Source organism: Bacillus sp. SRB3LM, from assembly GCF_015712745.1.
Taxonomy (GTDB): Bacteria; Bacillota; Bacilli; order Bacillales; family Bacillaceae_G; genus Bacillus_A; species Bacillus_A thuringiensis_K.
The window spans coordinates 1-1779 of sequence record NZ_VWVQ01000104.1 but is presented as its reverse complement, the minus strand read 5'-3'; the positions used below and the strand labels follow the sequence as shown (position 1 = coordinate 1779).

Sequence of the window (1779 nt, the reverse complement as noted above, 5' to 3'; positions counted from 1 at the left end):
TGGTATTAAATTCATCATCAGGTTGTAAGGAACGAGTTAGTTCATTACAACGTAAAATTTTCCCATCTTTCAATTCAAAAATCGCTATGATTTCGATGACACCACTATTCCCATTTTTCTTCTTTACATGAATCTCATATCTTAGCGTTGCTGTTTGATTCTCTTCATCAAATAAAAGGTCATAAAAAGGTGACAATTCCAGTGTGTTTACTATACTTTTTAAAGTTTCCATGTGAGTATGAAACCTTTGTATATTCACCTCTGTACCATCCGTAACTTGCATATATTGGTCACTAAAATAATCTGATATGTTATCTAACTTCAAATCTAAGATAACATCTTGATACACTTGCTTTAGAAATGTATAAGCTTGTTCTTTATTCAACACGATCACTCCTTCCATATTTCGTTTGTCCATGTATTTCAAAAGGGAATAATAATATCTAATCTTACTTCATCAAATGTATCAAATAGATGATAATGGTTCTCTGCTTTTTGATGAAATTTTTCATAAATGGAGGCTAATTGGCTTTCAAAAATAGTTACAATAAAATACATCAATTTCTATTACCTTCTTTTTATTACCATCTTGATTGCCTTTATAATCGCTAGTTTAGATACATGTAATTTGCTTGAGAATAACACAGAATTTGTTAGATTTTTTTATAAAAAACCCCATTTATTTATAATTTGTATGAAATGAACCAAGTTTATTATATTAGAAAAAATATATTGTCCTTATAGCTAAATGATTGAGAAATAAAGATGTCTTGTAATCCATATGTAACAACTTTTTATTACATATAGGTTGCATGGCGCTTACAATGAATGTGTAAGATCATGCATATGTCGAAGGGATCAACTTTTTAGGAGCAATGTAATTACAGACCAGTAGATATTCGAGGGTAATAAAAATAACTTTAAAATTCGGAATTTTTAGTTTGTTTTTTCTCAACATTTGAATTAAAATAAACCTATATTCTATCATTTTCACAGAAGGGATTAAAAAGAGATGAGAATGGTTTTATGTTCATTATTAGAAGAGTTGCTGCAAGACTATGAGAAACATCATTCACATATGTATTTTATGTTCCAAAAAAACGAAGAGGACTATGTTTTTACTGATGTGAATCAGGCATTACTCCAAACTGTTCATCAACAAAGAACTGATTTTGTAGGGCAAACCATAGATACTGCACCGCATCTTGGAGATGAAGCAACAAGGGCAAAATTAAAAACCATTTATCCATTAGCTTGGTCAGGAAAAAAAGTAATTTTTTACTGTTTTCCAGATCGTAATGTAGATATATTTGTGATCACATATCTTGAACCTCAATATGAAAAGGGGAAAGTGGTACAAGTGAGGGGGCGCTGTGCATCCTTTGATAAAAATAAATGTCATGATACGTTACAAAATCTTGAAGAGTTCGTTACTTTTGAAATGTTACCTGAATAATTCACAGTAAGTTCCTTCTTTCATCACATATATCAGCTGTGTATGTGTGAAGTCATAGTGAGCGCGATTATTTTCTCAACAAGAACCTTTGGGACATATGATAAAATGAGTATGGATAGGGCTATATATTTTTTTCAATAGATTAAGAGATGTTATTAAAATTGAAGTGGTTATCCAGTCAAAGAGAAGCGCTCACGAGAGTGTTTTTCTTTTTCAAAAAATGATGAGGGCTAAGAAAAAGAGTATGTAATACATATATACTCCTTATCCATATGCTTTTCTAGGGACCTTTAGCTCAGTTGGTAAGAGCAGACGGCTCATAA

Annotated in this window: 2 protein-coding genes; one reads left to right on the top strand and one right to left on the bottom strand. The window is 31.0% G+C overall.

Annotated elements, in window-relative coordinates; all coding sequences use genetic code 11:
• Positions 1–385: nuclear transport factor 2 family protein (locus tag F3I02_RS32275; RefSeq protein ID WP_230876927.1), on the bottom strand; the 385-nt coding region annotated here is incomplete at its 3' end.
• A gap of 627 nt (positions 386–1012) precedes the next feature.
• Between F3I02_RS32275 and F3I02_RS32270 the strand changes: the two genes are divergently transcribed.
• A complete protein-coding gene (locus F3I02_RS32270; protein WP_196478122.1) occupies positions 1013–1456 on the top strand; it encodes a hypothetical protein in 444 nt (147 codons plus the stop codon).
• Positions 1457–1779 lie beyond the last annotated feature (323 nt).